General features: G+C 34.7%; 4 protein-coding genes and 1 pseudogene. All 5 read left to right on the top strand.

The window, feature by feature from the left end; genetic code table 11:
- Positions 1 to 110 precede the first annotated feature (110 nt).
- Positions 111 to 1,370 (top strand): annotated as a pseudogene (locus tag OZD63_RS01425) (efflux RND transporter permease subunit); the annotation flags it as partial.
- Between the two features lie 88 nt (positions 1,371 to 1,458).
- Entirely contained in the window at positions 1,459 to 3,021 is a 1,563-nt protein-coding gene (nusA, locus tag OZD63_RS01430; protein ID WP_275007921.1) for a transcription termination factor NusA, read from the top strand.
- A 9-nt stretch (positions 3,022 to 3,030) separates the two neighbouring features.
- On the top strand, positions 3,031 to 5,355 hold the full coding sequence (gene infB, locus OZD63_RS01435) for a translation initiation factor IF-2 (protein WP_275007922.1): 2,325 nt from the start codon (positions 3,031 to 3,033) through the stop codon (positions 5,353 to 5,355).
- Positions 5,356 to 5,364: 9 nt separating this feature from the next.
- On the top strand, positions 5,365 to 5,763 hold the full coding sequence (locus OZD63_RS01440) for a ribosome-binding factor A (protein WP_274979578.1): 399 nt from the start codon (positions 5,365 to 5,367) through the stop codon (positions 5,761 to 5,763).
- A gap of 3 nt (positions 5,764 to 5,766) precedes the next feature.
- Positions 5,767 to 6,624 (top strand): 4-hydroxybenzoate octaprenyltransferase, encoded by an 858-nt coding sequence (gene ubiA / locus OZD63_RS01445; protein WP_274979579.1) that lies wholly within the window; start codon positions 5,767 to 5,769, stop codon positions 6,622 to 6,624.
- Positions 6,625 to 6,905: the final 281 nt, after the last annotated feature.

A 6,905-nucleotide genomic window follows, 5' to 3' on the forward strand; every position in this document is an offset into this window, starting at 1 on the left:
AAAATTGCGAACGTAAACTCAACACCAGCTTGCAAATGATTGTCCTTTCCTTCATTTCTCTCCTATTACGAAGATTTTAAACAGGTTCTTATGCTAGATCAGGAGCATTTTCAGACAACGTTATCGCCAGAATACAACTAGAACTTATGGATTGGCGCTTCAGGCGCAAAGCTAAGCACATACTAAATGATATAAGGAGCAGTGTGCAAGACACGAAAGGAATAATAATTAATGTTCAAGAGGAAAAGCCAGGACCGTCGGCTGACAAGCCAATACAAATTAACCTCAGCGGGAGTGTATCCAGTTTGAATTTAGCAGCAGAGAAAATTCTAGAAATTATGAACCAACCTTCATCCGGGTTTATAAATATTCAAGATAGCAGATCAGCACCTGAAATAGAGTGGAATATGAGTGTTGATAAGAGTAAGGCTACAAGCTCTGAAGTAAGTGTTGCAACCATTGGCGATTTTATAAAGATGGTTACAAATGGAGTGTTGATTGGAAAATATAGACCAAATAACACGGATGAAGAAATCGATATTGTACTCCGTTTCCCTGGAAAGGATCGCAACATGAAGACTATAGACAATCTTTTTATCAATACAGTTAATGGCCCGTATCCTATGAGCAATATAGTAAAATATGCTCCCGAAAAAAAGGTAAACAAACTAAACAGGATTGATGGATTACGCATAGTGACAATCTCTGCTGACGTTGATACTGGCTATCTTGTTGATGAAAGAGTAAAGTTCATTCAGAATTCTATTGCCCAGGATTGGGACAAGGGAGTAAAAATTGATTTTAAAGGCGACAAAGAAGATCAACAAAAATCAGGAGCATTTTTGTTAAAGGCTTTTATATTAGCGATTACACTAATGATATTGGTATTAGTGACACAGTTTAATAACGTATGCCATACATTTATCGTAATGACAGCAGTGTTTTTATCCACAACATGTGTGTTTTTTGTTTTCTTTCTTATCCAACAAGTTTTCGTAGTTGTTATGTGTGGAGTGGGGATAATTGCTTTGGCGGGAATTATAGTGAATAATAACATACTATTACTTGATGCCTTTCATCACCAAATTAAGGTACACAAAAATGACATCAAGCAATGTGTAATAAACGCTGCAATTTCTCGCGTTAGGCCAATATTGCTTACCGTTGCAACCACAGTTCTTGGTTTAATACCGATGATTACCAGGTTAAATATCAATTTTTTTACGCTACAAATCACATATGATGCTCCATCAAGCCAGTGGTGGGTTGACATTTCAACAACCATAGCAAGCGGAATATTGGTTGCAACGGTTTTAACTTTATTCTTTACTCCTGCGTTGCTTGTTATACAGGGACATGAAAAAACTTGACTTAAATTAGCAATCATTTAGCATTTAAGATAGTGTTCTTTGCCCGTTGGAGCTATAATTATAACTAATTACATTGGATTTATTTATTATGATTGCTAATCGTAAAAGCAGTGTTAAGCAGAAAAGTAACAAGAATAACATAGTTGGAAGCCTTGATGTAATAAAAACAGCAGGAGAGCTTTCACTTCAAAAAGGTTTAGATTTTGATGTTGTAATAAAGGCACTAGAAAGTGCTATAGAAGCAGTGGCTTATCAAAAATATGGTAGCAAAAGTAAAATTGTAGTTAATATAGATAGAAACACAGGCAAAGTTACTTCATACAGAAAACTAAAAGTTATTGATGACGAATCAAATAGAGAAGAGAATACTGAGTACGAATCAATTACGCTGACACAAGCTAAATTAATAAAAGAAGATGCAAAAATTGGAGATACTGTTAGTGAATTACTCTCTCTTAACACTGATCTTGCTTCAGCAAGAATTGCCCAGCAAAAAATTGCTCAAATAATTAAAGATGAAGAGTCAAAAAAGCAATATGAGGAATTTAAAGATAAGGTGGGAGAAATAGGGTATGGTATTGTTAAACAAGTAGAATATTCAGATCTTATTATAGACATAAATGGCACTAAGGCATATCTTCCATTACGAAATTTAACCGGTGGTGAATCATTTCGTGAAGGCGATAAGGTTAAAACTTATATACAGACTGTTAAGCGCTCTGATGATGGACGTCAAATTATTCTTTCTAGGACTCATGAAGGCTTTTTAGAGGCATTATTAAATCAAGAAATACCAGAAATTGCTGATGGGTTAGTAATAATTAAAGGTATAGCTAGAGACGCCGGCTCAAGGTCTAAGGTTGCTGTTTTCTCTCCTGACAAGAACATTGATCCAGTAGGTGCTTGTGTTGGAGTTAAGGGAGATAGAATAAAAACCATTATACACGAATTAAATGGTGAAAAAATTGACGTTATAAATTACTCCTCAGATTTGGGTCAATTTGTTATTAAAGCCATTACTCCTGCAGAAGTATCGAAGGTTATTATTGATGAAAATGAAAATTGCATAGAGTTAATAGTTGCTGAAGATCAATTGAGTTTAGCGATAGGAAAAAAGGGCCAGAATGTAAGATTAGCTTCAGAGCTTGTTGGATGGAAAATTGAGATATTAAGCACTCAGCAAGAATCAGAAAGGCGAAGTAAAGAACTTAGTCAATGTTCAGCTTTATTTGCTGAAGCTTTAAACTTAGAAGAGATTATGGGTCAGCTATTGGTAACAGAAGGTTTTTCAAGTGTAGAAGACATATCTAGCGCTTCAATTAAAGAGCTTGCTTCAATAGAGGGCTTTAATGAAGATATTGCAAACGAACTTCACAATAGAGCAAATAAGTACCTGAAAGCAGAAAATGATAGAAAAATAGAAGAGCTAAAAAGTTTAGGTATGGAGGATGATGTAATCAATTTAACTTTATCAATAGACAATAAAATTGCTCTTAGTAAGCATGATATTAAGACTTTAGAGGACATAGCAGATTTATCAAGTTATGAGTTTTGCAGCATACTCTCTTCCTCATCCGATAGCAAAGAAGATCTAAAAGATACAGTAGATTCAATAATCATAGAAGCACGTAAAAAGCTTGGATTAATATAATAAAATAATATGAATAATGAAGATATCAGTGATAAAAAATTAACGCTCCAAGGTTTAAGCAAGCTTAAATTAGACCTCAATTTAAACTCTTCAACTAGCCCAAGTACTGGAGCTACAATAGTAAAAAAAAGAAGAAAAAAATCTCACGATGCAGAAGAACATAATTTGTTTGACGAGAGTAAATTAGGTTCTTTAACAGAGAAAGAACAAATTTTCCGCATTAATGCTGTGCAGAATGCTGCTTTGCTGAAAGAAAAAAATCAGAGAGAAGAAAAAGAGAAAACAGCAAAAGAAGACAGCAATAAAGAGATTGACGAGAAAAATGAAGCGGACACTTTATCTAAAGAAATAAATAAGCAAGTTTTAAGTGATACTCACTTAGTTGAACTAAAAGAAGATAATATTGACTATGAGGGCGACGATAAAAAGTTTTCTAAAGTCAACAAAGATATATATTCTAAGCATTCTAAACTGGTAATTGCACAGGCAATAGATGAAAAAACTGAACAACCCCCTGTATTTAAGCAAAGATTTGGTATAAGAAGTAGAAAGTCAAAGTTTGCCAAGGGTAAAAATATATCAAGAGAAGTTATTATACCAGACAAAATAACTATCAGGAAGTTATCTATTAGCATGGCAGAAGATAGCAAGAGTGTGCTAAAAATGTTCAAAGAAGAAGTCGGTGAGAGTTATAGAGTAGATGATCTGGTGGATCCAGATATAGCATGTGAAATAGTGGAAAAATTTAATCATATGGCTAAACGAGTGAGCGATACCAACAGAGAAAAAGATTTATTTTTTATAGAAGGCAGAGAAAGCCTGCCTAAAAAACCTAAACCACCAATCGTCACTTTTATGGGACACGTCGATCATGGTAAAACCTCATTGCTCGATGCATTTCGTGAATCTAATGTTGCAGAAAGAGAGTCAGGTGGCATAACTCAACACATAGGTGCTTATCAAATAACGACAAAAGATAAGCAAAAAATTACCTTTATTGATACACCAGGACATGAAGCGTTCACTGCGATGCGTGCACGTGGTGCCAATATTACTAATATAGTTGTAATAGTAGTTGCAGCTGGCGATGGAATCATGAAACAAACAGTTGAAGCAATAAATCATGCAAAAGCAGCAAATGTTTCCATTATAGTTGCTATTAATAAAATTGATAAATCTGAGCCTGGTGATGTAGAAAAAATAATTAATAGTTTGCCTCAATATGATCTCATCCCTGAAGGGCTTGGTGGTGATGTTATGATTGTGCCAGTATCAGCAAAAAAGAAAACTAATTTAGATAAACTAGAAGAGACGATTTTGTTAATCGCTGAATTAATGAAGCTAGAAGCAATAGAAGATTGTCGAGCACTTGGATGGGTAATAGAATCCAAAATAGATAAAGCGAAAGGAATATCAGCCACATTGATAGTTGAGGAAGGAACGTTAAAGGTTGGTGATATATTGGTAGTTGGTACAACATACAGCAAAGTACGTAGTATGGTTAATCACCCCGGTCAAAGAGAAAAAGCAGCACTACCCTCCGCTCCAATTGAAATTACTGGTCTAAATGGTGTGCCAAATGCTGGAGATAAATTTGTTGTTGTAAATTCTGAAAAGCAGGCGCGTGAAATTGTTGAATACAGGCTAGAGTTAATCAGGAAAAAGAAAGAAGATTTGGGCGACAATAATTTAGATATATTCAGTCGTAATAACAGCGAAACAGAAGAACTATCTGTAGTTTTAAAGTGCGATGTAACTGGTTCTATTGAAGCAATATCAAGTTCAATTGATAAACTCGGTAAAGACCAAGTGAAATTAAATATCCTACACAAAGCAGTAGGAGGGATAACAGATTCAGATGTGCTGCTTGCAGAAGCATCAAGTGCAGTAATTTTAGCTTTTAATGTAAAAGTGGATTCAAAAATAAGGGACTTGGCAAAACAAAAAGGTGTAGAAATACATACTTATAACATAATATACGAGCTCATTGACGACATGAGAATGTATTTAACTAAAATGTTAAAGCCTGTTACACGAGAGGTTCGTGTTGGCTTTGCATCTGTGAGGCAGATATTTAATGTATCTAAAGCTGGTAATATCATTGGATGTTATGTAAGTGATGGAGTCATAAAAAAAGATTCTTTAATTAAGGTAGTGCGTGGTGGCAAATTGGTGCATGAAGGAAAGTTAAAAGCACTACGTAGATTTAAAGATGATGTTAAAGAAGTAGGTGTAAACTTTGAATGCGGAGTATCACTAGAGGGTAATGTCGATATTAAAGTTGGAGATATTTTGGAAGCTTATCAATTAGTGCAAGAAGAAAGGGTGTTATAGTAGCTGGATATGAAAAAGGAAATTAGAAACCTAAGGATAGCATCGGTATTGCATAGAGCAATATCAAGAATTCTAATGGAAGGTAAGGTGTTCAATAAAAATGTAGCGGTATCTGACGTAAAATTAAGTAAAGATTTGAAAAAAGCAGATGTATATATTGTGTTATCTTCATTGAATATTCAAGTAGCTGACTACTTAGATCCAGAAAAAAGACGCACTGGAGATCCTTCTGAGAATAATTGTGATATTAATACTGTTGTTAATGAAATGAACCAATCTGCATGGTCAATACGTAAATCTATATTGTGTTATGTTGATTTGCGATTTATACCTGAACTAGTTTTCAAGCCTGACTTAGCGTTCGATAATTTTGTTAATGTAAGCAAAATATTACATAATCACACTTAATTAATGCATTTCAATCGTTACTTTTCATTAATGAGGTTGCACAGTTTAACGGGTTTGTGGCTTGTGCTATTTCCCAGTTTGAGCGGTATTCTTTTAGCCTCAACTTCTCTATCGTATCAGGTTCTTTTTCTCCTTGTTTTGTTTACTATGGGTGCATTTTTAATGAGACCCGCAGGGTGCATAATCAATGATATCTTCGATAGAAAAATAGATGCGCACGTTGAACGAACAAAATATAGGCCACTTGCAAGTGGTGCATTAAACATAAAGCAGGCTTTAGCTTTACTTTCACTGCTACTGTCTATTGCCCTGGTAATCTTATTATTAACTAATAAAACTACACTTATACTTGGAATAATCTCAATGTGTATGATAGCTACTTACCCTTTATTAAAGCGGTATGTTTGGTGGCCACAATTGTTCTTAGGGTTTACCTTCAATATGGGATCGCTCATGGGCTCAGCAGCAATAACAAACCAGATCAGTACAGAATCCTTGCTGTTTTATATAGGATGCGTCTTTTGGACACTTAGCTATGACACCATATACGCCCATCAAGATAAAAAAGATGATGAAAAACTCGGGATGAAATCTACCGCATTATATTTTGGTGATACAACAAAATCTTGGTTGAAAAGATTTTATTTAATATCTCTTATGACGTGGCTATATGCTGGTATCTTATCATCATTAAATAACATTTTTTATATTGCTCTACTTGCTGTAGGGTTCATATTTCACCGCCAATACAAAAATTTCAATCCTGACGATCCCAGTCAATGCATGTCCATATTCAAAAATAATTCCTACGTAGGGTTGCTGCTCTTTTTCGGCATTCTTTTAGATAGAATTATCACCTAGGTCTCAAGAGTTTCGGCTCTAATGAAATCAATAGACTCAGGTAGCCCGCAGAAACAAAAAAACTTGCTTGACAAACTCCGCCAGCCCTCTTATCACGGTAGTGAAGCTATTTATTTATCTTCTCTGTACAGATTAAATGACAAAAAAACTCACGTATCTGGCGTCTCATGTCTAATTTTTTGCACTATGTGCACCTTATGTCTTATAAAATTTCTACCTACATAAGCTGAAACGCGCTTATAAAGCGTTTAAAACATAAAAAAACGCCAACTTAAAAAATG

The sequence above is a fragment of the Wolbachia endosymbiont of Drosophila leontia genome (genome assembly GCF_028981785.1).
Classification (GTDB): Bacteria; Pseudomonadota; Alphaproteobacteria; order Rickettsiales; family Anaplasmataceae; genus Wolbachia; species Wolbachia pipientis.